General features: G+C 55.4%; 1 rRNA gene. It reads right to left on the bottom strand.

Annotated features, from left to right (window positions below):
• A 23S ribosomal RNA gene (locus AXK61_RS24195) occupies positions 1–251 on the bottom strand; the annotation flags it as partial.

Genomic DNA, 251 nt, shown 5'->3' with positions numbered 1-251 from the left:
ACTTAGTACACGCTTAGGGGCCTTAGCCGGCGATCTGGGCTGTTTCCCTCTCGACTACGAAGCTTATCCCCCGCAGTCTCACTGCCACGTTCTCACTTACCGGCATTCGGAGTTTGGCTGACGTCAGTAACCTGTGAGGGCCCATCGGCCATCCAGTAGCTCTACCTCCGGCAAGAAACACGTGACGCTGCACCTAAATGCATTTCGGGGAGAACCAGCTATCACGGAGTTTGATTGGCCTTTCACCCCTA

It is taken from the genome of Tsukamurella pseudospumae, assembly GCF_001575205.1.
GTDB lineage: Bacteria > Actinomycetota > Actinomycetes > Mycobacteriales > Mycobacteriaceae > Tsukamurella > Tsukamurella pseudospumae.
Note: the sequence above shows the minus strand (reverse complement) of the source record. Positions and strands in the feature narration are given on the sequence as shown.